This is a genomic window from Klebsiella sp. BDA134-6 (assembly GCF_015601345.1).
Lineage (GTDB): Bacteria > Pseudomonadota > Gammaproteobacteria > Enterobacterales > Enterobacteriaceae > Klebsiella > Klebsiella grimontii.
In genome coordinates, this window is the sequence record NZ_CP064784.1 from 4,564,542 (window position 1) to 4,587,806 (window position 23,265).

The 23,265-nt window shown below is 55.6% G+C and carries 22 protein-coding genes; 7 read left to right on the forward strand and 15 right to left on the reverse strand.

Going from position 1 to position 23,265, the window contains the following annotated elements; all coding sequences use genetic code 11:
- Positions 1-7 precede the first annotated feature (7 nt).
- The 6 genes from IYV58_RS20990 to IYV58_RS21015 form a co-directional block, all read right to left on the reverse strand.
- Positions 8-1,387, reverse strand: a complete 1,380-nt coding sequence (locus tag IYV58_RS20990; protein ID WP_004123857.1) for an MFS transporter — start codon at positions 1,385-1,387, stop codon at positions 8-10.
- A 288-nt stretch (positions 1,388-1,675) separates the two neighbouring features.
- A complete protein-coding gene (locus tag IYV58_RS20995; protein ID WP_195729239.1) occupies positions 1,676-3,643 on the reverse strand; it encodes a YjhG/YagF family D-xylonate dehydratase in 1,968 nt (655 codons plus the stop codon).
- Between the two features lie 15 nt (positions 3,644-3,658).
- Positions 3,659-4,567 carry a dihydrodipicolinate synthase family protein gene (locus IYV58_RS21000; RefSeq protein ID WP_004123859.1) on the reverse strand — a complete coding sequence of 303 codons (909 nt, stop codon included), beginning with the start codon at positions 4,565-4,567 and terminating at the stop codon, positions 3,659-3,661.
- 285 nt (positions 4,568-4,852) lie between these two features.
- Complete coding sequence (locus IYV58_RS21005) at positions 4,853-6,757, reverse strand: FKBP-type peptidyl-prolyl cis-trans isomerase N-terminal domain-containing protein (protein WP_195729240.1); 1,905 nt, start codon at positions 6,755-6,757, stop codon at positions 4,853-4,855.
- Positions 6,754-7,158 carry a hypothetical protein gene (locus IYV58_RS21010; protein ID WP_004123864.1) on the reverse strand — a complete coding sequence of 135 codons (405 nt, stop codon included), beginning with the start codon at positions 7,156-7,158 and terminating at the stop codon, positions 6,754-6,756. Before IYV58_RS21010 ends, IYV58_RS21005 begins: the two co-directional genes overlap by 4 nt.
- Before the next feature lie 296 nt (positions 7,159-7,454).
- The gene (locus IYV58_RS21015) at positions 7,455-8,366 is read right to left on the reverse strand and encodes a LysR family transcriptional regulator (RefSeq protein ID WP_032742189.1); all 912 of its coding nucleotides are present in this window, start codon (positions 8,364-8,366) and stop codon (positions 7,455-7,457) included.
- Between the two features lie 115 nt (positions 8,367-8,481).
- Between IYV58_RS21015 and speB the strand changes: the two genes are divergently transcribed.
- Genes speB through IYV58_RS21050 form a run of 7 tightly spaced genes read left to right on the forward strand, consistent with a single transcriptional unit; the run spans position 8,482 to position 15,405 of the window.
- The gene (speB, locus tag IYV58_RS21020) at positions 8,482-9,432 is read left to right on the forward strand and encodes an agmatinase (RefSeq protein WP_004123871.1); all 951 of its coding nucleotides are present in this window, start codon (positions 8,482-8,484) and stop codon (positions 9,430-9,432) included.
- A 10-nt stretch (positions 9,433-9,442) separates the two neighbouring features.
- Positions 9,443-10,291, forward strand: a complete 849-nt coding sequence (locus tag IYV58_RS21025) for a sugar phosphate isomerase/epimerase family protein (protein WP_139528983.1) — start codon at positions 9,443-9,445, stop codon at positions 10,289-10,291.
- Between the two features lie 12 nt (positions 10,292-10,303).
- Positions 10,304-11,380, forward strand: coding sequence for an isopenicillin N synthase family dioxygenase (locus tag IYV58_RS21030; RefSeq protein WP_004123875.1), 1,077 nt, complete (start codon positions 10,304-10,306; stop codon positions 11,378-11,380).
- A gap of 9 nt (positions 11,381-11,389) precedes the next feature.
- On the forward strand, positions 11,390-12,193 hold the full coding sequence (locus tag IYV58_RS21035; RefSeq protein ID WP_004123877.1) for an ABC transporter substrate-binding protein: 804 nt from the start codon (positions 11,390-11,392) through the stop codon (positions 12,191-12,193).
- A gap of 24 nt (positions 12,194-12,217) precedes the next feature.
- Positions 12,218-13,738, forward strand: coding sequence for an amino acid ABC transporter permease/ATP-binding protein (locus IYV58_RS21040; RefSeq protein WP_087828908.1), 1,521 nt, complete (start codon positions 12,218-12,220; stop codon positions 13,736-13,738).
- Positions 13,739-14,467: a class II aldolase/adducin family protein gene (locus IYV58_RS21045; RefSeq protein WP_004123879.1), complete on the forward strand. Its 729-nt coding sequence runs from the start codon at positions 13,739-13,741 to the stop codon at positions 14,465-14,467.
- A 5-nt stretch (positions 14,468-14,472) separates the two neighbouring features.
- Complete coding sequence (locus tag IYV58_RS21050; RefSeq protein WP_004123880.1) at positions 14,473-15,405, forward strand: 2-hydroxyacid dehydrogenase; 933 nt, start codon at positions 14,473-14,475, stop codon at positions 15,403-15,405.
- Here the strand turns inward: IYV58_RS21050 and IYV58_RS21055 are convergent.
- From IYV58_RS21055 to IYV58_RS21095, 9 genes are all read right to left on the reverse strand, one after another.
- Positions 15,402-16,460 (reverse strand): cytochrome c-type biogenesis protein CcmH, encoded by a 1,059-nt coding sequence (locus IYV58_RS21055; protein WP_004123882.1) that lies wholly within the window; start codon positions 16,458-16,460, stop codon positions 15,402-15,404. The two genes, IYV58_RS21050 and IYV58_RS21055, sit on opposite strands and share 4 nt — an antisense overlap.
- Complete coding sequence (locus IYV58_RS21060; protein ID WP_004123886.1) at positions 16,457-17,014, reverse strand: DsbE family thiol:disulfide interchange protein; 558 nt, start codon at positions 17,012-17,014, stop codon at positions 16,457-16,459. The genes IYV58_RS21055 and IYV58_RS21060 overlap by 4 nt, the downstream gene beginning before the upstream one ends.
- A complete protein-coding gene (locus tag IYV58_RS21065; protein ID WP_004123889.1) occupies positions 17,011-18,948 on the reverse strand; it encodes a heme lyase CcmF/NrfE family subunit in 1,938 nt (645 codons plus the stop codon). The genes IYV58_RS21060 and IYV58_RS21065 overlap by 4 nt, the downstream gene beginning before the upstream one ends.
- A complete protein-coding gene (gene ccmE, locus IYV58_RS21070; protein ID WP_004123890.1) occupies positions 18,945-19,424 on the reverse strand; it encodes a cytochrome c maturation protein CcmE in 480 nt (159 codons plus the stop codon). The genes IYV58_RS21065 and ccmE overlap by 4 nt, the downstream gene beginning before the upstream one ends.
- Positions 19,421-19,624, reverse strand: coding sequence for a heme exporter protein CcmD (ccmD, locus tag IYV58_RS21075; protein WP_004123891.1), 204 nt, complete (start codon positions 19,622-19,624; stop codon positions 19,421-19,423). The genes ccmE and ccmD overlap by 4 nt, the downstream gene beginning before the upstream one ends.
- Entirely contained in the window at positions 19,621-20,358 is a 738-nt protein-coding gene (locus tag IYV58_RS21080) for a heme ABC transporter permease (protein ID WP_004123892.1), read from the reverse strand. Before IYV58_RS21080 ends, ccmD begins: the two co-directional genes overlap by 4 nt.
- A gap of 99 nt (positions 20,359-20,457) precedes the next feature.
- Positions 20,458-21,114 carry a heme exporter protein CcmB gene (gene ccmB / locus IYV58_RS21085; RefSeq protein ID WP_004123893.1) on the reverse strand — a complete coding sequence of 219 codons (657 nt, stop codon included), beginning with the start codon at positions 21,112-21,114 and terminating at the stop codon, positions 20,458-20,460.
- Entirely contained in the window at positions 21,114-21,755 is a 642-nt protein-coding gene (ccmA, locus tag IYV58_RS21090; protein WP_032741933.1) for a cytochrome c biogenesis heme-transporting ATPase CcmA, read from the reverse strand. Before ccmA ends, ccmB begins: the two co-directional genes overlap by 1 nt.
- A gap of 10 nt (positions 21,756-21,765) precedes the next feature.
- Complete coding sequence (locus IYV58_RS21095; protein ID WP_004123895.1) at positions 21,766-23,160, reverse strand: cytochrome-c peroxidase; 1,395 nt, start codon at positions 23,158-23,160, stop codon at positions 21,766-21,768.
- Between the last annotated feature and the right edge of the window lie 105 nt (positions 23,161-23,265).

Genomic DNA, 23,265 nt, shown 5'->3' on the forward strand with positions numbered 1-23,265 from the left:
CCTCCTGTTAATGGGATATAGCTGTGGCGGCGGCAGGGAGTTCCTCACTCTGCGTGGCCCGGCGTTTAATAAGCTGCTGGCTTATCGCCTCCACTCGCGCATCGGACAGCTTGTAGAGCGACAACATGATGAACATGCCAACGTAGAGAACCACAGGCACAACGCAGAAAAGAATTTTTATCGTGCTCAGTACCTCATCCGGCTGCACGCTGTTACTGGCGGAATAGTTAACGAACGCCAGGATCCAGCCAACGACCGCTCCGCCGATAGCCAGACCAATTTTCAGGCTGAAGAGATAGGTTGAGAACACCAGTCCGTCCAGACGACGCCCACTGCGGCTCTCTTCATAATCGACAACATCAGAAGCCATCAGCCATTGCAGCGGCGTGGTGGTGTTGAACACGAATAAGAACAGGATGTTGAGAGCAAAAATAAGTGCAATATGCTGGGCTGGTGTCACAAAAATCAGCAGGCTGATCAGCGAATAAGCCACGATGATCCATTTGAACGACTTAACACGATCGAAACGGCCTAAAAGACGTGAAGAGCATAGCGAGCCAAACATGGTTGCAAGGCTACCGTAGAGTAAAAACTGCGTCGCCAGCTCCGGGTGATCCATCACGTACTTCACGAAGTACAGCGTTGCTCCGCCGCGTACTACATTTGAGCAGGTTGCCATCATTTTAAATGCGCACATGATTCGCCACTGCCCGTTACCCAGCAGCAGCTTCAGATCCTTCGCCACCGAAGCCCCCGGCTGGACCGCAAAGGTATAGCGCTCCTTTGTGGTGCAGAAACACACAAACAACAGCACCACTCCGCTCAGGCCCAGTACACACATGGCGCCAAAATAGCCTGTCTGCTCATTCCCCTGGCCAATAATGCCCACCAACGGTAAAGCAATACCGCTTATCGCCAGCGATCCCGCCGCCGCGAGGAAAAAACGCCAGGATTGTAGAGCATGGCGCTCTTTCGGATCGGCGGTAATCACCCCAGGCATTGCGCAGTAAGGTACGTTAACGAAGGTATAGACCAGAGTGAGCAGGATGTAGGTTACGCAGGCGTATATAATTTTGCCATTTGCCGAAAAATCAGGCGTATAGAACGTTAACATACAGACAATACCGAACGGGATAGCTCCCCAGAGCAGGAACGGGCGGAACTGACCATAGCGGGTGCGGGTACGATCCACCAGCAGGCCCATTAGCGGGTCGGTTACCGCATCAAGCACCCGGGAGACCAGAAACAGCGTTCCCATAATACCTGCTGACAAACCAAATACGTCAGTATAGAAATAGGCCAGCAGGAACATCGTCGCCTGCCAGACAAAGCCACAGGCGGTATCACCCAACCCGTAGCCGATTTTATCCTTCATCGTTAATTGCATTCTTGAATCCCCCAACGCCAGTAGATGATACAAAGCAAACGAGGGACCTGGATGAGCGCTAGCGCATCAGGAATACACCCTTATATCGTGTGCCAATATAACAATTTATATATATAGATATTACTGATGAGTATATTTTAGAGGCAATGGTCATATCTTATTTATGAATTATGATATTTTGCTTTTGTGATGAGCATCTTTATAGGAACAAGTGAAAATAATAATAAATAACGGGTAAGGAAAATCCGTCCGCGAAATAAATCCCGCAGACGGATAATTATGATTCAGCTACAGTCCGAGCGCTTTTTTACCGGCGTTAATGACGTCGATAATTTTATCGGTATCGTAAATACAACCTCGCCAGGTTCCACCGCTAACAGACTGTAACGCCGCCCACAGGCGGGTATCATCAGGTAAAAACGCATGGGCACGCAGTTCAGGATACGCGGAGCGCATCGCCAGTTCATACGCCCCCTCCTCGGGCGTCAGCGGCCGATCGGTCGTGCCTATAAAATTAACGCTTCCGGTTAATTCATTACGATCGACGATAATTTCAATAATATCGTTATCACGTAATTTACCAATAGGCCCTCCAGCTAGCGCTTCCGGTGCAACATGGCCAAAACAAGCTCCGGTTGAGACGCCGGAAAAGCGTGCATCAGTAATTAGCGAAACTGTTTTTCCCCAGGAAATATGCTTTAACGCCGAGGTCAGTTGATAGGTTTCTTCCATGCCAGTGCCCGAAGGACCTCCGCCAATCACCACCATAATATCGCCCTGCTCAATCTCCCCCTTCTTGATAGCGCCGATGGCCCGCGCTTCTGAGACAAATACCCGCGCTCTTCCCGTATGGCGATAAATGCCATCGCTATCTACAACCGACGCGTCAATAGCCGTTGCCTTAATTACCGAGCCTTCAGGAGCAATATTTCCGACCGGGAAACACACCGTTGATGTTAATCCACGGGACTTCGCCAGCGCAGGAGGAAGAATAACATCATCCGGATCTACACCATCCCGATCCCGCAAACACTGACGGAACTTCTCTCGCCGTTCCGAAGATTGCCACCAGTCCAGGTTTTCACCAACCGTCTGGCCCGTCACCGTCATAGCGTCTTCATGCAGCAGACCAAGTTGGCGTAAATGCAGCATCACTTCAGGTACGCCGCCAGCAAGGAAAGCGCGCACCGTCGGGTGATAATCGGGACCATTTGGCAGTACGCTTACCAGACGCGGCACCTTGCGGTTAATGCGCGTCCAGTGTTCAACATCAGGAATCGTGCATCCTGCCGCATAGGCGATCGCCGGTATATGCAGCAACAGGTTCGTTGAGCCGCCAAACGCAGCATGAATAACCATCGCATTTTCAATCGCCTTATCGGTCAAAATTTCGCGGGTGGTAATCCCCCTATGATCAAGATCGATCACGGCTCTCGCCGACTGACGGGCGCTCTCCAGCCAGACATCTTGCCCGGATGGCGCCAGGGCCGAATGCGGCAGAGCCAGTCCCAGCGCTTCCGCCACCACCTGCGACGTTCCGGCTGTTCCCAGAAACTGGCACCCACCTCCCGGCGAAGCGCAGGCACGGCAGCCCAGTTCAGACGCTTCCTGCAACGACAATTCATGATTGGCGTAACGCGCGCCGATAGTCTGTACTTTGCCGGCGTCTTCGCCAACGGTCGGCGGCAGAGTTGCGCCTCCGGGTACCAGAATCGTTGGCAGGTCATGCATTGACGCCAGAGCGATCATGGTCGCTGGTAACCCCTTGTCGCAGGTGGCCACGCCAATGACCGCACGACGCGTCGGTAAAGAGCGAATCAGGCGGCGAAAAACCATAGCCGCATCATTACGATAGGGTAAAGAATCAAACATACCGTGCGTCCCCTGTGAACGACCGTCGCATGGATCGCTGACATAAGCCGCAAATGGGATACCGTCATTGCGCGTAATTTCCTTCGCCGCCGCCTGCATTTGCAGACCAATCTCCCAGTGCCCGGTATGGTACCCCAGTGCGACTGGCCGCCCGTCCCCGGCACGGATCCCACCTTGAGTCCCGATAATCAAGACTTCTTTACCCGTCAGTTTGTTCGCATCCCAACCCATACCCGCGTTCTGCGTCATACCGAACAGATTGCCGCTTGGCGACTCCATCAGCATTTGCGGCGTTAATGGCAGCGCCCCCTGAGGGCCAGCAGCATGGGTGGTAACGGCGTAAAAACGCTCATTTTGCGGCGTGAAGATGTTATCAATAGCCATAGTTATCCTTGCGTGCTAGCAGAGTTGAAGTCGTTGAAGCAGAGTGGCTAACTGCGCTTTTTTCTCTGTATTAAGCGGTGCAGCGGGTGGGAGAACATAGGTTGAAATCGGCTGACCGCAAAGCGCCATAGCCTCTTTGATAACATTCACAAATGGTGTATCAAGCTGATATATCTGCGGAATTTGCAGTAAGGTCTGGTTCAGTTTTGACGCCTGCGCCAGATCCCCGTCGCGAAAAGCCTGCAATAAACCAACTGAAAGCTGAGGCGCAAAGTTGCCGCTCGCAGAAATAGCGCCATCGCCGCCCAACAGCAGGGTATTGAAGAGATGGTCATCATATCCGCTAAGTACGGAGAAGCGCGGATGCTCTGCCTTCACGAGGCTAATCATACTGCGCAAATGGGCGATAGAGTCGATGGTGTCTTTGATACCGACGATATTCGCACGTGAATCCGCCAGTTTTTTCACCAACGGCGGCGTCAGATCCTGGCCGGTCAGGGCCGGGAAGTTATACAAAATCACCGGTAACGTGACGCTATCAGCCACCTGCTGAAAATAGTGGATTAGGTTCGCTTCAGAGACTTTCCAGTAGTAGGGATTGATAACGACAATCCCATCCGCACCGTTTTGCTGCGCATGCTGGCTGAGCGCGATCGTCTCGCGAGCATTCGTTCCGCCGGTACCAATCAGCACCGGAACACGCCCATTCACATGCGCGATGGCGAAAGCGGCAATGTTTTTTCGTTCCTCTACGTTGAGCTGAGAAAACTCCCCGCCGCTGCCGAGAAAAAACAGTCCATCAACGCCCGCCACGATCAGGTTGTCAATTAGCGCCCCGGTGCCTTGTCGATCAAAATCGCCTTCAGGCGTAAAAATAGTTGAGACAGGAGGGATAATCCCCGCGAAATGGGCACTATGCTGCATATCCTTTCCCCTTAGTTTATGCTTGTTCTACATTATAGAACATCGTTCATTAATTTAACGTTTATACTATGACGCCTTGAAGGGAAAGGTAAACGTGGTTACGCGCAAGAGTCTGGTTTTTATTATCTGGATCACAGAAAGAGTGAAAACCATCGAGTGGTTTGTATTGTCTTTGCCACCCGCGCCAGCTGAACGATAAGGTATTGACCAAAGTACCGCGATTGTATGGAGGTATAGCCCTGGTAGGGCGTCGCGGCTTTCTTACGCAGCGCCCGTTTGGTTCGGCTATGGAAGTAATTCGAAGGTAATTGAGATCAGCGTGTCCGGGTTAATCTCATCGGGGGTGCTGCTATAGAGCGAACCGGCCTGACCATAGAGCGTAACCGTTCCGCCTTTAAAACCCGATGATAATACCTTCGCCATCAGAGGATCGGTTTGTTTATCGTACACCATCGTTGAATTCATCGTATTAAGTATCGGCGTACCATCAAGCTTTTTCTCCAGAATATTCAAGGATAAAGTCTCATTCTGCTTGTACGGAGCCTTCCCTTTTTTATCAATCACAAAATAGACGCCATTAGGCAAAACCTCATATTTCTTGTTTTTGATTTTAGCCATGATTCTTTTTTCAATATCAACGTACTTAGACGATAGTTTTTCGTTAAGCATATTGACGATACTTTCTATTTCATTTTCTTTAATTTTAAGTTTTTTATTATAAGCGTCGTTAAACCCGGAAACCAACGCTGAAGGCGCTAGCTTGACATTATTGTCGGCCATTTTATTTACATCGGATAGCGCCTGAGTCAGGTAGAACACGCCGAGCGCATAGGCATTTTTGTTGCTTTTATCCGCCAGGTTTACATCGCTTTGCTTGATGGCCAGGCTATCGAGCGTAGACTGTAATTCTTTATTTTTATCATTCAAAGCAGCGACTGAAGCATCATATTTTTTCTGCGCCGTTTCAGCCGCCGCGATGAGCTCAGCGTTCTTTTTCGACAGCGCGTCGAGAGCGGTTTTCTGCTGGCTTTCGCCCTGCGTATTCTCATTTTTCAGAGCGGCGATCTTCGCCGACAGCACGCGGGTGGTCTCATCCAGCTTTTTCTGCGTCGCTGCTGCTGCTGCGCGAAGTTCCAGATTCTTTCCTGTCAGCGTATCGATGGTGGTTTTTTGCTGGCTCTCTCCCTGCTCCTTCTGGGTTTGCAGCGCGGCGATTTGCACCGACATCGTGCGGGTCGTGTCATCCAGTTTTTTTTGCGCCGTATCGGCGGCGGCGGTCAGCTCGGCATTCTTTTTCGTTAGCGCATCAAGCGCGGTTTTCTGCCCGCTTTCGCGCTGCGCATTCTGAGCCTTCAATGCGCTAATCTGCGCCGACAGGTCGCGGGTCGTGTCATCCAGCTTTTTTTGCGCCGTATCGGCGGCGGCGGTCAGCTCGGCGTTCTTTTTCGTTAGCGCATCCAGCGCGGTTTTCTGCCCGCTTTCGCGCTGCGCATTCTGAGCCTTCAATGCGCTAATCTGCGCCGACAGGTCGCGGGTCGTGTCATCCAGCTTTTTTTGCGCCGTATCGGCGGCGGCGGTCAGCTCGGCGTTCTTTTTCGTTAGCGCATCCAGCGCGGTTTTCTGCCCGCTTTCGCGCTGCGCATTCTGAGCCTTCAATGCGCTAATCTGCGCCGACAGGTCGCGGGTCGTGTCATCCAGCTTTTTTTGCGCCGTATCAGCGGCGGCGGTCAGCTCGGCGTTCTTCTTCATTAGCGCGCTAACGGCGGCAGGATCGCCGCTCTCTTGCTGCCCACGCTGTGCTTTCAGCGCGGCAATCTGCGCCGACAGCTGGCGCGTCGTTTCATCGAGCTTTTTCTCTGCCGCTTTGGCCGCAGCGGTCAGTTCCGCATTCTGTTTCCGCAAAGCGTTAAGCGTACTTTCAGTTTTCGTCTGATTCACTTTCTTTCTGACGACGTCCTGCTTCTGCGGTGCTTTTTTATCACGGCTATCGTTATGTTGATTAGCCGACGCCGAACCTCCACTGGCGGCGTCTGAGGCCGGCGGATTTTTTATTTCGAGTTTCGATATATTATCAAGGAAGTCTCCCCTCTCAGCACGAGCGGGAAACATCACAATAAGGGTAAAGAGAGACAATAAAATCGCAAAACCGCGAAGATTATATATATTCAATTTCCCCTTATGGTACATCATCTGGCCAGCCCATCCTTAAGCTCGGCTTTTCTTGCCCGGCTTTCGAACTCTTTAATTAATTTCTGCGAAATACTATTACACTTATCATTTATCTTGTATTCAAAAAGTGGAGTAATCGTTGACTTTACGCTGGCCGACGTTTGGCTTGAAACAGAAGCATAAAACTTAGCGTCGTTGATTAAACCATACAGCTCGTTTGAATCCTGCTGAAACTTTTTATCGAGCTTAACCAAAGCGTCAGCATCCTGGATACACTGTTGTAGGGCAGGAATCTGAGCTGGCTGTTCATTTTGAATCACATCTTTTTTTATTAGTGCGCTCTGTGGTTTTTTAACATTAGTACACCCCTGTAATAAACCTACAGAAATACACACCAATGCTAATAAGCTATTTCTTATCATTTTCCCATCCATTAGAAAAAAAGTTCAAAAAATATATTTGTCGATTCCAGCAGAAAAAATTTTAACAAACAACGCCAGGCGTTAGATTTGCCATTAATTCAGAAAAAACACACAAAAAGGCTATTTTTTAACCAATTGATAGATGGGAATTATCCTGGTGCAAAGCGATATTTTTATCTGAGATTTTACTCAAATTCATATTTTTAATAGCAAACTGCAGTTTATATGCCTGATATTCAACGGGCGTTTGCCAAATCAAATCAGGCATAAGTTTTTTCTAAATCCAGACCAAAAGATCACTCACTCCACTTCGGTCTGGCCACCGTATTCTTCTTCAGAAGATTGCGAAACTCCTTCAGGTAAGGTTCATTGCTGCGCCCGCGTTTGCATATCGCTGAGAAAGGAGATTGAAAGCCAAACTCATTGGGTAACAGCACGCGCAGGCGATTCTCCTTAATCCACGGCCAGGCGTAGTGCTCGGGAAGGTAGCCGATATATTTCCCGGACAGGATCAGCAGCAGCTGCGCATCGACGGTTTCAACGGTCGCGCTGCCTTTGCTGAAGCCACGCCGCCGCAGATCGCTGGTATTCCAGTAGCTGCGCGTCACCAGCGGACACTGGCTGATCAGATCCTTATCAAGGTGTCGGCTAAAGAACATAGGATGCAGGTCGCTACAGTAGAGCCAGTGCTGCTCGCGATAGAGTGGTTCACTGATGATGTTGTGCACCCGCGAGTTATAGCTGCCGATAGCGAGATCGATATGGTTATTCAGTACGCCGTTTAGCTGTTCCGCCGGGGTACGAATAATCAGCTTGATATGCACATTGGGAAACTTATCGCTAAAGCTGCGCAGCACCACCGGCAGCGACAGCGCGGTTTCCGTTTCGATGGAATCGAGCGTTGAGATACAAATCGTACCGCTATGCTCGCCTTTCAGCAGCGCCGACTGACGCTCCAGCTCGTTCAGTTCACTCAGCACGCGGATCGCCTGCTGTAAAAAATGCTGCCCTTTTTCGGTCAGCGCAAAACCGCCGCGCCCTCGCTGGCACAGGCTAAAGCCAAGCTGGCCTTCCAGTTGCGACATCGCATTGCTGATTGCGGAAACGGAAATCCCCAGCTCCTGCTGGGCCCGGCCATAGCTCTCTAGACGGGCCACCGCCTCAAAAACCTGGAGCTGTCGAATGTTGAGCGTCGCGTCGTTAAGCATGGCGTTTAGTTCACGAATAAATGAACTAAGTATTTGCGGCAGACGATTTAAAGTCCAGCACATCTTTCGCACTATCCCAGTTGTTGAGTTTTGTTGGTCAGATTCAGGAGCTGAAATGGATAACGTCTTTCATCAACCGCAGGGTGGCAACGAGATGCCGCGTTTTGGTGGCCGCGCCACAATGATGCGCCTGCCATTTATTGATAATTTACAGGGACTTGACGCAGCATTTGTCGGCATCCCGCTGGATATCGGAACCTCACAGCGTTCCGGAACGCGCTACGGCCCGCGCTACATTCGCACCGAATCGGTGATGATTCGTCCGTACAACATGGCCACCGGCGCCGCGCCTTTTGATTCCCTGTCGGTAGCGGATATCGGCGACGTACCGATTAACACCTACAATCTGCTCAAATCGGTGCAAATTATCGAAGATTACTACACCGGTTTAAATAGTTTTCCGCTTATCCCCCTGACTCTCGGGGGCGATCACACCATTACCCTGCCCATACTGCGCGCGCTGACCAAAAAGCACGGTCCGGTTGGGCTGATTCACGTCGATGCCCACACCGATACCAACGATGAGATGTTCGGCGAAAAGATCGCCCACGGCACCACCTTCCGCCGCGCCGTCGAAGAGGGGCTGCTGGATCTCAAACGCGTCGTCCAGATAGGCCAACGCGCGCAGGGCTACGCCGCCGGCGACTTCCAGTGGGGCGTCGATCGCGGCTTTCGTCTGGTCCAGGCGGAGCAGTGCTGGCACAAATCCCTGGCCCCACTGATGGCCGAGGTTCGCCAGCAGATGGGAGATGGCCCGGTTTATCTCAGCTTTGATATCGATAGCCTCGACCCCATCTGGGCACCCGGTACCGGCACTCCGGAAGTCGGCGGCCTGACGTCGATTCAGGCGCTGGAAATCGTGCGCGGCTGCCGCGGCCTGAACCTCATAGGTTGCGACCTGGTCGAGGTCTCGCCTCCCTACGATGTCAGCGGCAACACATCCCAACTGGCCGCCAACCTGCTGTATGAAATGCTCTGCGTTCTCCCCGGCGTGAAATACCCATAGAGGAAAAACCATGCAGCTTAATGTCTTTCGTACGCTGTGGGGCGTCACCACCCCGTGGCAGCAAACGGTCAACGAACTCAAAAACGTCGGCTGCTGCGGCATTGAAGCGCGGGTTCCGCTGACGGTGGAAGAGCAGCGGGCGCTGGCCCAACGCATCGAAGCGTCCGCGCTGGAGTATATCGCCATTGTCTTCAGCGGCGGCGGCGTCATTCCGGCCCAGAGCGAAACGCCCGCGCAGCACCTGGAGCGCTTAAAAGAACGTTTTGCGGCGGCAAAAGCGCTTAATCCGCGCTTCGTCAACCTGCTGGCCGGTAACGACCGCTGGCCGCTGGCGCAGCAGGTGGATTTTCTCGGCAGGGCGCATGAGCTCGCCGCCGAATATGAGCTGTTCTGCAGCTTTGAAACCCATCGCGCCACGTCGCTGTATAGCCCGTGGCTAACGCTGGAGATCGTTCAACAGCTGCCGCAGCTACGATTTACCGCCGATATCAGCCACTGGATCGTGGTAAGCGAACGCCTGCTGGATGACCCCTGCGATGACTTCAGCGCCTTTATCGAACGGGTTCACCATATTCAGGCCCGCGTCGGCTACGACCAGGGACCGCAGGTGCCGCACCCCGCCGCGCCGGAATATCAGTCGGCCCTGCAGTTTCAACAGCGCTTCTGGGAACAGATCTGGCAATCGCAGCGCCGGCGCGGCTACCAGCAAACCACGCTTACGCCGGAGTTTGGCCCCGATGGCTACCTGCATCACCTGCCGTTTACCAACGTTCCGGTCGCCGACCTGTGGTCGCTGAATGCCTGGATGGCCCAGCGTGAACAGCGGCATTTTGTTGAATTCACCTCGCTAACTGAATAAGGAACTGGAGAAATGACCGCTGCAAAAAGTTCTTTTACTGAATTACCGACCATCGATATCAGCGACCTGAACTGCGACGATCTCGCCCGACGCCAGGCGGTGGCCGACGCTATCGGCCAGGCGGCCCGCGAAGTCGGCTTTTTCTACATTACCGGCCACGGCATCGCGCCTGAACTGATTGCTGGGGTCCGCGCGGCGGCCAAAGAGATTTTCGCCCTGCCGATGGAACGCAAGATGGCGTACTACATCGGGCAGTCGAAAAGCCATAAAGGCTACGTTCCGGAAGGCGAAGAGATTTACGGTTCCGGCAAGCCGGATCACAAAGAAGCGTTCGATATCGGCTTTCAGGCCGCTGACGACCACCCGTACGTCATGGCGAAAACGCCGCTGATTGGCGCCAACGAGTGGCCGGACGTGCCGGCGTTTAAATCCCGGGTGCTGGCCTACTATGAGGCGGTTTTCGCCCTTGGACATCGCCTGTTTGATGCCTTCGCTCTCGCCCTTGGCCTGCCGGAAGGCTATTTCAAGTCGATGGTCACCTGCCCACCATCGAAGCTGCGCCTGATCCACTACCCCTTTGACGCCAGCGCCGAAGACGTTCCCGGTATTGGTGCACATACCGACTATGAGTGCTTCACCCTGCTGCTCGCCGACCAGCCGGGTCTTGAAGTGCTGAATGAGGATAGCGACTGGATCGACGCCCCGCCGCTGAAGAACGCGACCGGAGAAGAGGCTTTCGTGATTAATATCGGCGACATGCTCGAAGTCCTGAGCGCTGGCACATTTGTTGCAACTGCACACCGCGTACGCAAGGTGCCGCAGGAACGCTACTCCTTCCCGCTGTTTTTCGCCTGCGACTACCACACGCTGATTCGCCCGCTGCCGGGCTTCCTTGAGGCAGGCGAAGCCAGCGAGTATCAAGAACTGAGCATTGGTGAGCATATGTGGAGCCAGGCGTTACAGACCTATCGCTACCTGCGCGAGAAAGTCACCCGAGGCGAGCTCCAGCTCCCCGAACGCGCCCGCGGCACTAACACCTTTGGCCATCTGAAAAAACAAGCACAGCAAAAAACCGTAAATAACCCGTGAGGATAAATGATGAACAAAACGCTAAAAAAACTCTCGCGCCGTGTGGCTTTATCCATCGCCGTCACCGCTTGTTTTTCACCGCTGGCTCAGGCCGCGGAGCTGCTGACCGAGGGCGTCTTTAAAGTGGGGATGGAGGTGACCTATCCGCCCTTTGAGTCCTACGACAGCAACAACAATATTGTCGGTATCGACCCGGAGTTCGCGGCGCTGATCGCCGAACATCTGAAGGCCAAACCGCAGCTTATCGACACGAAATTCACCAGTCTGATCTTAGGCATCGGTAAAAAATACGATGCGGTGATCTCCGGTATGTACGTGACGCCCGAGCGTCAGAAGCAGGCGGACGCTATCCCTTATGCCCTGTCCGGCGCGTCAATCATTGCGCTGAAAAGCAGCGCTATTCAGCCAAAAACGGAAGACGAACTGTGCGGCGTGAAGGTAGGTCTGCAGGCGGGCACCGCCTGGGTTTCGAGCCTGAAAACGCACTCCGACGAGTACTGTCTGAAAAACGGCAAACCGGCCATTAGTATTCAGGAATTCCCGACCGCGCCGGAAGCGTCCCAGGCCCTGCTGTCGAAAAATATCAACGCCCAGTTAGAAATCGCCCCGGCGGCGCAAATTATCGTCGAGAAAAGCCGCGGTCGCCTGGCCATTAGCTCGAGCCGCCTGGTCTATCCGCTGCCTCTGGGAATCTACGTCGCCAAAGGCAACACCGAGCTGGCCGAGGCCATTAAATCAACGTTAGCCACCCTTAAAGCCAACGGCAAATATGACGCCATCATCAAGAAATACAACTTAGAAAGCATCAATTAATACAATAATGAAACGGGAGTCGGTATGGAGTTCGATTGGGGATACTTTTTCTCATTATTTAGCGTTGGGGCATTCTGGCAGGCATGTGTCACCGTCGTTGTCGTCAGTTCATTGTCCTGGTTTATTGGCCTGATATTAGGTTTTCTTTTAGCCTGCGCCAAGCTCTCCGGCCCGCGCTGGCTGAAGGTTCCCGTCGAACTCTATATTTGGTTTTTCCGCAGCGTGCCGCTGATGGTCCTGCTGGTCTTTGTCTATAACCTACCGCAGCTGTTTCCGGCCACCCAACCGCTGCTCGGCATTCCGTTTATTGCCGGGCTGGTATCGATGACGGTGACCGAAGCGGCCTATATGGCGGAAATCCATCGCGGCGGACTGCTTTCTGTCGCCAAAGGGCAAAGCGAAGCTGGCCATGCCTTAAGCTTTAGTTTTATCGGCGTTCAGCGCTTAATTATTATCCCGCAGGCGTTTCGTATTTCCCTGCCTACCCTGATTAACGAATACATCACCATCATCAAACTCAGCTCAATTCTGTCGGTTATTTCGCTGCCGGAACTGCTGCTGACCGGCCAGCGCCTGTATGCGCAGAATTTCCTCGTCATGGAGACGCTGCTGGCGGTCGCCGTCTATTACGTCATGGTAGTGACGGTGTTTACCTGGCTGTTCAGGGGGCTGGAAAACCTGCTGGATATTCAGCGTAAGCGTCCGCAAACGCTCAATGAGAGTGAATGCGCAACCCTGCGCCAGAACCTGAAGCCGCCGGTACAGGCGCAAAAAGCGCAGGCCGCCAGCGGCAACCCACCGGCGCTGGATCTGCACGCCATCGAAAAATCCTGGGGCCAGCACCACGTGCTGAAAGGCATCGACCTCAAAGTGGAAAACGGCGAGGTAATCAGCATCATCGGCCCGTCCGGCTCCGGCAAGACTACCCTGATCCGTACGATTAACGCCCTTGAGAGCATCGACGGCGGCGAGATCATTCTTTACGGCGAGGATTATCTGAAAGGCGCATCCATTGTCGATAAACAGCAAATGCGCGCCGGCGTACGCCGTATCGGCATGGTGTTCCAGGGCTTCAACCTGTTTCCCCACCGTACGGTGCTGGATAACGTGATGCTCGCCCCGCTCTATCACAAGCTGCTTGACCGCGCCGCCGCCAGGGAGCAAGCGCTGTGGCTGCTGGATCGCGTCGGTCTGCTGGCGCACGCCGAAAAGTACCCATACCAGCTCTCCGGCGGCCAGCAGCAGCGCGTAGCCATCGCCCGCGCCCTGGCGCTGAAACCGGACATCATGCTGTTTGATGAACCCACGTCGGCGCTGGACCCCGAACTGGTTGGCGAAGTGCTGAAGGTCATTCAGTCCCTCGCCCGCGAAGGCATGACGATGATTATCGTGACCCACGAGATGGACTTCGCCTTATCAATTTCTGACCGGGTGGTGATGATGGAAAACGGCGTCGTGCAGAGCGATATGCCGCCGCAGCGCATTCGCGGCGATGTCGCCGATCCGTCCCTGACCCGCATTCGTGAATTTATGGGAGTACAATAAATGGCAACTGAACGGGAACTACGCCAGCAGCTGGCCGCCGCCTATCGTCTGGCGGCGCTCTTCGGCTGGGAAGACACGCTGTATACCCACTTCTCCGTACGCCTGCCCGGCGACGGCGAGCCGCGGTTTTTGATTAACCCCTTCGGCATGATGTTTGACGAAGTTACCGCCAGCAACTTAATCGTGGTCGATATGCAGGGGAAGGTCGTCGAAGGCAGCGCTCCGGCGAACTCGGCGGGCTTTACGATTCATAGCGCGGTCCATATGGCCCGCGAAGACGCCCACTGCGTGATCCACACCCATACGCTGCCGGGGATGGCAGTTGCCGCCTGCGCAGACGGGCTGCTGCAGCTTAACCAAATCAGCACCGAATTTTATCAACGCGTCGGCTACCATCCTTATGAAGGCGTGGCGTTCGATCTCGATGAACGCGTGCGGATCCAGCGCTCGCTCGGCGAGAACATCGCCATGATCCTGCAAAGCCACGGGCTGCTGTCGGTCGGCCGCACCGTCGCCGATGCGTTTTACATCATGTACTACCTGAACCGCGCCTGCGAGATTCAGATGGCCGCCGCGCAGCTGGCGCCGCTCGGCCCCATCCATACGATACCCGAGCCGCTGAGCCGGCACGCCTGCGAGCAGTTGATGGGGGTTGAACATGAACGCCAGCTGGTGTGGCAGGCGTGGCTGCGCCGCCTCGACCGTCTTGATACTTCTTATAAGAGCTAATGCCTATGACTCAGTTCACCCTCGTCGTGGATTGTAACGATCCTCAGTATACCCGGGAGATTTGCGCCGCGTTCGCGCTATTCCCGGAAGTGAAAGCGGTTCTGCCAGAGGACCCCGCCGCCCGCGAGGCGCAATATGCCTGCTGCTGGTTTCCCGACCCGCAACTGCTGGTGCGCTCGCCTCAACTGAAGCTGATCCAGGCCGCGTCTGCCGGCGTCGACCATTTACCCGCCAGCGTTTTCGCCAGCGATGTTCCGCTCTGTCGGGTGGTGGATGAAGATTTTCGTCACGGTATGTTTGAATACGCGCTGTGGGGCGTGCTGTGGTTTCAGCGGCGCTTTGACCGGGCGCTGGCTCACCAGCGCGAGCGCGTCTGGAAAATGTATCCGCAGCGAGCGGCGGCCGATTATCACGTTGGGGTCATGGGCCTCGGCGAAATTGGCGGCTATATCGCCGCGCAGCTTGCCGGATTGGGATATAAGGTTTCCGGCTGGGCGCGCAGTGAAAAATCCCTTGCTGGCGTGCGTTGTTATCACGGAGATGCTCAGGCTGGCGAATTTCTTGGCCAACTGGATGCGCTGATCAACGTCCTGCCGTTAACGGATCAGACGCGAGGCATCCTTGCCCACCCTTTACTGGAGCAACTACCTGACGGTGCAGCGCTAATTAACTGCGGACGCGGCGAGCATATGGTGAATCTGGACGTGCTCGAGGCGCTGGATAGCGGCAAGCTCTCCGGCGCGCTGCTGGACGTGTTCCCCGTCGAACCGCTGCCCCAGGAAGACCCGCTGTGGCAGCATCCGCAGGTGGTTATCACTCCGCATATGGCCTCCATCGCGCAGACGGAGGTGATTGCCCGCCAGCTGCTGGATAACATCCAGCGGCAGCGGCAGGCGCTGCCGCTGAAAAACCTGGTGAATAAACAGAGCGGTTATTAACCCGGCGCTTCGGCGGCGGGATCGCCATGGGTTAACCGTTGCTCCGTCTGGTTAATGTGACGCTCAATGACCGCTCGACGCGCATCGTCAGGCGGTAATAGGTTCAGCAGCGTCTTCCACGCCGTCAGCGCCTCGCTAAAATGCGCCTGTTCTAACGCACTAAGCGCATACAGATTAAGCAGGCGGGCGTTAACGCGCTGGTGCGCCATCAGCTGGCGCACCAGCGCGTCACCCCGTGGGTCCGATACCCGCAGCAGCGCCTCCGCATAGCTAAATGCCGCCCGATCGTTCTCTGGCGCCAGCGCGTAAGCGCGAGCATAAGCCTGAGTCACCATACCGGCGTTGTCCAGGATCCTGCCAATCCGCCCGAGCATAAGCCACTCCTCAACGTTGGCGTCCGGGTTTTGCCACAGTCTGGTGCGTAACCCGAGGGCCAGACGCCGCAAATCGTCTTCATCAAGCGGCAACGCCTTTGGTTCCTGTACCCGCGCCAGCAGGGCCGGCGTCTGGTCCACCGCCTGCTGCCAGATTCTCACCTGCTGATAGTGGCCGGTATGGCAATAGCTGGCCGCGCCTACCGCCAACGCAATGACCGCGCCGGGTATATAAACCCACGGCCCGGCGGGTTTGCTCTCAGGCGCCCGGCCGGCAGAAAACGCCTCCAGTCCGATCCTGACGCGGCGGCGCGAACGGGCCACTATCGCCCAACCGCCGATGGCGATCGCGGTGGCCGGCAGTACCCACAGCAGAATAGTCAGCGGGGTTAATGGCGGATCGTAGGTGACGAAGTTGCCGTAGCGCGCCACCATGTAGTCCACGATATCATCGTTACTTTTCCCTTCCTGCATGAGCGCAAAAACTTTCTGCCGCAGATCTGCCGCGATCGCGGAACTGGAATCAGCAATGCTATTGTTCTGGCATTTCGGGCAGCGAAGCTGCTCCGTAAGCAGGCGAAACCGCTGTTCCTGCTCCTCATCTTTAAACGGCATGACATCAATAGCGGCCAGCGCGTGCGCGCAAAGCAGCAGCATCAGCGCACTCAGTAGAAATCTCATGGCGCGGCCTCCCTACTGTACTTCTCCCACAGCGGCCTGAATTCACGTTCCCACACCCGATCGTTAAGATCGCCCGCGTGGCGGTAGCGAATAATCCCCTGCCCATCGATCAAAAACGTCTCCGGCGCGCCGTAGACTCCGAGATCCAGGCCAAGCATTCCGTCACCGTCAAACAGGCTCAGCGCATAGGGATTGCCCAGCGTTTTCAGCCAGTCTATCGCTTTCAGCCGATCGTCTTTGTAGTTCAGACCAACCACGCGGATCCCCTGCGCGGAAAGCTGATTTAAATACCGATGCTCTGCGCGACACGTCGGGCACCAGGTTGCCCAGACGTTAAGCAGCAGCGGTTCGCCCTGACTCAGCACATCCGCCTGAAAATGCTGCTTGCTATCCTCCAACGCCTCAAGGCGAAAAAGCGGCACCGGCTGGCCAATCAGCGTCGACTCCAGGCTGGCGGGATCGTCCCCTTGCGCATTACGCGCCAGCTGCCATACCAGCAGCAGCATAATGGCCATAAAAATGACCAGCGGGATCACCATCATACCGCGCTTCATCCGACCTCCGCGGTAGGGTGTCCACGACGCCGGCGGTAGCGTGGATCGCTCAGGCACAATACTCCGCCCAACGCCATCAGCACTCCTCCCGCCCAAATCCAGCGCACGAACGGTTTATAATAGAGGCGCACGGCCCAGGCGCCGTTGCCCAGATCCTCACCCAGCGCGGCATAGAGATCGCGGGTAAATCCGCCGTCAACCGCCGCTTCGGTCATCATGGCGTTGCTACTGGCGTAAAACCGTTTTTCCGCATTCAGTATCGCCTGCGGTTCGCCGTTTCGCGTGACGCCAATGACCGCGACGGCAGCACGATAGTTTGGGCCGAGAATCTCTTTGACCTCCTGGAAGGAAAAGCGGTATTCATGGATGTCGACGCTGTCGCCCGTGCGCATACGCACATCGCGCTCCACGCTGTAATTTTGGCTAAAAGCGATGCCCACAATGGTGACCGCCAGCCCGAGGTGGCCTGCGACCATTCCCCAGTAGCTGAGTGTCTTTCTGGCGCCGCGTGAAACCCGCCAGGCGATCTCCACCATCGCCAGCGTAAAGACCCAACAGGCCATCGCCAGCCCGACCACCGTCATGGCGACAATCTTATCGCCAAACCACCATGGCAACAGAAGCGCCAGCGCCAACGTGCTTGCGCTGGCGATAACCAGCAGCCGCCTGAGCCTGCGGGGGCGATCTCGCCCCCATCGCACCAGCGGGCCGATGCCCAGCAGCAGCGCAAACGGCGCCGTCAGCCCGCTGAACATCGTGTTAAAGAACGGCGCGCCAATCGAAATGCTGCCGAGGCCCAGCTGTTTATGCGCCAGCGGCAGCAGCGTACCCAGCAGCACCGCGAGCATCGCGGTAATCAGCAGAACGTTGTTGCCAAGCAGCAGTGACTCGCGCGACCAGAGCGCATTATTTACCCGCGAGCGCACCTTATAGCCACGCGCGGCGAACAGCAGCAAAGCGCCGCCAACCACCAGCACCATAAAGGCAAGAATAAACATGCCGCGCGCCGGATCGGAGGTAAAAGCATGAACCGAGACCAGCACGCCGGAACGCACCAGAAAGGTCCCCAGCAGACAGAGTGAAAATGCGCAGATGGCGAGCAGAAGCGTCCACGCCTTGAAGCTGGCGCGCTGTTCAGTAACCGCCAGCGAATGCAGCAGCGCGGTGCCGGCCAGCCATGGCATCAGTGACGCGTTTTCCACCGGATCCCAGAACCACCAGCCGCCCCAGCCCAGCTCGTAGTACGCCCATGCGGAGCCCAGCACAATACCGAGCGTCAGGAAGACCCACGCTGCCAGCGTCCACGGGCGTGAAAAGCGCGCGAAGGCGCTATCCAACCGTCCGCTCAACAGCGAGGCTATCGCCAGGGAAAAGGCGACCGAAAATCCAACATAGCCCATATACAGCAGCGGTGGATGGAAGATAAGCCCGGGGTCCTGCAACAGCGGATTCAGGTCGCGCCCTTCAATGGCGAATTCCGGCAGCGTACGGGCAAACGGGTTGGAGGTGAACAGAATAAACAGCAGAAAGCCGACGCTTATCATTCCCATCACCGCCAGCACTCGGGCAACGATATCGAGCGGCATCCGCCTGCTGAGCAGCGCTACCGCTAGCGTCCAGCCGCTCATCAGCAGCACCCACAGCAGCAGCGAACCTTCATGAGCGCCCCAGGCCGCGGCCACGCGGTACCAGACCGGCAGCTGAGTATTGGCGTTGTTGACCACATAGTTCAGCGTAAAGTCGTTCGTAATCAAGGCGTTAATCAGCACCATAAAGGCGCCCATTACGAGGATAAACAGCAGCCCGGCAAATATCCGGGAAGAGGCCATCATTCGCCTATCGCCCCGCGCCGCGCCCCACAGCGGATAGACGGAAAGTAGTAGCGCAACGCCAAGCGCCAGACACAGCAGCCCGTTGCCGACTTCAGGCATCATGAGGAGGCATCCCTGTAGGCGCTATCCGGCCGGCGATGGTTTCTCTCCATCGCTTTTTCCACTTCCGGCGGGGTATAGCTCTCATCGTGTTTGGCGAGCACCTCTTTCGCCTGTACCCGGCGTTGTTCATCAAGCTCGCCCTGCACCACCACGCCCTGCCCTTCACGAAACAGGTCCGGCAGAATGCCGTCGTAGCTGACATCCACCGAACCTTCGGCGTCATAGATGCTAAAGCTCACCCGCAGCGAGTTCGGATCCCGCTTCACGCTGCCGGGCATGACCATCCCGCCGACGCGCAGACGCTGACCGGGCTCGGGCCGTTGCTGCGTTTCGCGCTTGCCATAGAGGATTTCGCCGGGCGTATAGAACAGGTCGATACTCGAGCGCAGCGCGTAGAGCACCAGCGCGGTGGTCAACGTGAGCCCGGCGAGGATCGTGAGGGCGACCCACAGCCGATTTTTGCGGCGAAGATTCATCTTGCCTCCTGCGCCGCGCGCATCCGGGCTTCACGAGCGCGCTGCTGTACGATGCCGCGCAGGATGATCCGATGCTGTATAACGCTGTGCGCGACCAGCGCCATTAGCGGGATAACGGTCAATGCCGCCGCCAGCCAGACGTAAAAGGCATAGCCGCCCATGGCCAGGAAATCGCTCCAGTTTGCAAATGCGCAGTTCATCGACGGCCCCTTTTTAAAATCAGCTCGCTTACCCACGGACGACGTTTTTCCATGAGCAAAATGAGATTCCGCATGCGCATTAGCGCCAGCGTGATAAACAGTAGCAGGTAGCCGATAATCGCCAGCCGCAGCGGCGTGCGCATCGCCGGGTCGATGCTTTGCTGCATATTCGTCGAACCCTGATGCAGGGTGTTCCACCACTCCACCGAGTAGTGAACGATCGGTAAATTCACCACGCCAATAAGCACCACAATACCCGCCGCGCGACCGGCCAGACGGCGGTCGTCAAAAGCGTGCCACAGCGCAATCGCGCCGACGTAAAGAAATAGCAGCACCAGCTCAGAGGTTAATCTGGCATCCCAAACCCACCAGGTGCCCCACATAGGTTTCCCCCACGCGGCTCCGGTCACCAGCGCCACAAAAGTAAATACCGCCCCCACGGGCGCCATTGCCGCCAGCGCCAGATTCGCCATCTTCATCTGCCAGACCACGCCAATAAATGCCGCCACCGCCATCAGGGCATAAATGCCCATAGACCACATGGCCGCCGGCACGTGCAGATAGATAATGCGATAGCTGTCGCCCTGCTGATAATCCGCGGGCGCAAAGCCAAATCCCCAGACCCAGCCCGCGAGTAGCACCAGCGCGCTGACGCCGCCCAGCCACGGCGCAACCCTGCCGCAGAGCTGATAAAGCCGCGGCGGATGCGTTAGTCGAATCCCTGTTTTCCTCATATTTCAGTCACCAGAAATAAAGATGAATCTATTGATAAGCGCGGGCCTGAAAACCACCCGCCGTCGCAAACCTGATAAGCGCCATCAGGGAGACAGGCGCTACTGCATGCTGACGCGAAGCGCCGCCGCCGTCGCAAAAGGGCTTAACGTTGCGCTGCCCGCCAGCAGCGCGCCCAGGATCGCCATATACCCCTCAACGGGCAGATGCATGGCCGCCGCATCCATCGCGGCGGCGGCAAAAATGAGTAACGGAATCGTCAGCGGCAGAACCAGCACGCTTAACAGCACGCCGCCGCGCTTAAGCCCGACGGTGAGCCCCACGCCCGGCGCGCCGAGGAATCCCAGCGTTGGCGTCCCTAACAGCAGGGTCAGCGCCATAATTTTCCAGCCATAGACGTCCATGCCCAGCAGCAGCGCCGCCAGCGGCGACAGGATCAGCAGGGGCAGACCGGTCACCGCCCAGTGAGCCATCACCTTAGCCAGCACCACTGCCGGCAACGGCAAAGGCAGCAGCATCAGCTGTTCGAGGCTGCCGTCCTGAAAGTCGTCGCGAAACAAGCGCTCCAGCGCCAGCAGCGAGGAGAGCAGCGCAGCGACCCAAATAATGCCGGGCGTCAGCCGCGCCAGAAGCTGCGGATCCGGACCAATAGCCAGCGGGAACAGGGTGATGACCATCAGAAAAAACCACAGCGGATTGGCGATTTCCGCGCGATGGCGAAACGCGACCCGCAGTTCAAGACAAAAAATCCGCCACATCACCGTTCCGTCCCCTCGCCGCTCAGCGCAATGCGCCGTATCCTGCCGGACGCCGCGGTAATGGGTTGATGGGTGGTGAAGATAACGATGCCGCCTTGTTCCGTGTGCTGCGCCATGCGCTGAATCAGGCGCTCGACGCCTGCCGTGTCGACAGCTGTAAAAGGTTCGTCGAGGATCCACAGCCGGGCGCGGGTCAGCCAGAGACGCGACAGCGCCACGCGCTGCTGCTGACCGGCGGAGAGCTGGTTAACGGGAGTATCGTCGTAGCCGGCAAGCCCCGCCTGTTCCAGGGCCTCCCGGCATTGAGCGATATCGTCGTGTTGATAAAGAAAGCGTAGATTTTCCAGGGCAGTCAGACGGGCTTTGATTCCCGGCTTATGGCCAATCCACAGCAGGTTTTGCTGGTAGCCGTCGCGTACGCGATGCAGGGGTTGGCCTTGCCAGTAGATTTCACCGGCATCCGCGCGAGCCAGTCCGGCGAGCAGGCGCAGGAGGGTCGTTTTCCCCGCACCGTTGCCTCCGGCGATCTGCACCCAATCGCCCGGCGAAACGCTGAATGAAAAATCCTTCATCAGCGTCCGACCATCGCATTCGCGGTACAGTTTAATGGCCCTCAGCCAACTCCGGGAACGTTCGCTCATCGTCATACCGTTATTGCCCAGGCTGATATGGCGTATAGACACCGGTCAGGCTATGCAGAAAAGCGACAATATCATCGATATCTTTTTGTGCTAATTCAGTACCGACCTGATAGCGCAGCATAAGTTTTACCGCGCCATCAAGCGTCGGAACATCACCGCGATGGAAATAGGGGGCGGTGAGAGCCACATTACGCAGACCCGGCACTTTTTGGCGTAATTTATCACGAACTTGTTTAGTCACATTCATTCGGCCAATATCAGCAGCCGTTATTTCGCCAAAATCAAAATCACGCTTCAGCCCCAGAGGTTCAAAAGAGCGGCCGCCGAGAATAATACCGCCGTGACAGGTAGCACATTTATTATCCTTAAATAGCTGATAGCCATGTTTTTGTTGGGCGGTCAGAGCGCCTTCATCACCGCGCAGCCAATTATCAAATGGCGCATCGGGGGTAATTAATGTTTTTTCAAATTCAGCGATAGCATCAGTAATGCGTTCACCGCTAAAACCTTGCGGGTAAACGGCTAAAAAATCCTTTTTCAATACAGGATCTTTATCCAGTTTATTAATAATATCTCCCCAGGATTTTGATGCCATCTCAATGGGGTTTAACGGCGGGCCACCGGCCTGTTCCTGCAGCGTTGACGCCCGACCGTCCCAGAATTGATCAATATTAAAGACAGCGTTAAATACCGTTGGCGCATTAATTGGCCCAATAGCCCCCCCTACGCCAATGGACGTTTTTCTGCCATCTACCCCGCCCGCGTTTAAGGCGTGACAGTGTGCGCAAGATATTGTGCTGTCGCCCGATATTCGCGCGTCATGATAAAGACGAAAACCCAGCGCAACCTTCTGCTCATCGACGGGCAGTTTTTTAGGGATCGGCTGGAGAGGTTCATTACGATGCTCCGCGGCGGTATCCGCGCTGGCGTAGTAGCGCTCGCGCTGGTGCTTTATCCAGTTGAGTATCTCAATACGTTCGCTGTCGCTCACTCTGCCGGCCCAGTGCAGCGCGACGTAACGCGTGGGCGGCATCGTTTGATGCTGCATAACCCACTCAATCTTGTTTAATTCACTTTGTGAAACGGGTTTATCGTCAATCAGGGAGGTACGCACGGATTGCAGGCTAAAGGATTTGTATCCCAGCCGCACATCATAATCCATCAACTGTTTGGCTACGGGAAAAGAGGCGTAAAAGGGCAACGCCGCCGCTGGCGTATGGCAGTAGTCGCAACCTTTTTCACTAAAAAAAGAGAGAACTTTATTATTTTCGTCAACCGCCGAGAGTTGCTGCTCGTTTTTTTTAATACGCTGATTGTCGTAATACCAGATATAGCCTGACAACCCTAAATAACATAACAAGCCTGCGGTAATGACAGAGGCCGTAATGGTCGCAATTTTCTTCATAAGATCATTCCTTTGAGGCATTGCAGCTGAGATAATGACGTCTTATACTTATAATTTCACGTAACATAATAGCGGTGAAAGCACTGCGTATATTGATTAACGTCA